The following is a 248-nucleotide window of genomic DNA, read 5'->3' on the forward strand; positions in this document are numbered from 1 at the left end:
GCTTTGTCTTTCCTACGCTGCTGGCGATGAACGCCCAGCGCCAGCATGCAAGGGGTGATGACCAGCGTCAGAATTGTTGCAAAGGCCAATCCTCCCGCCACCGCAGTGGCAAGCTGTGCCCACATTTGCGTGGACGGCGCGCCGAACTCCACCTTACGCTGTATCAGATCCACATTTACCATCATTACCATAGGCATCAAACCTAAAATGGTGGTGACCGTTGTCATCAAGACAGGACGCAAACGCTG

Annotated in this window: 1 protein-coding gene; it reads right to left on the reverse strand. The window is 54.8% G+C overall.

Features of this window, described 5'->3' with window-relative positions; all coding sequences use genetic code 11:
* Positions 1–248 (reverse strand): efflux RND transporter permease subunit (locus ACYP03_RS27365; protein WP_459782854.1); only part of this gene is annotated, 248 nt, incomplete at both ends.

This window comes from Photobacterium sp. R1, from assembly GCF_054600795.1.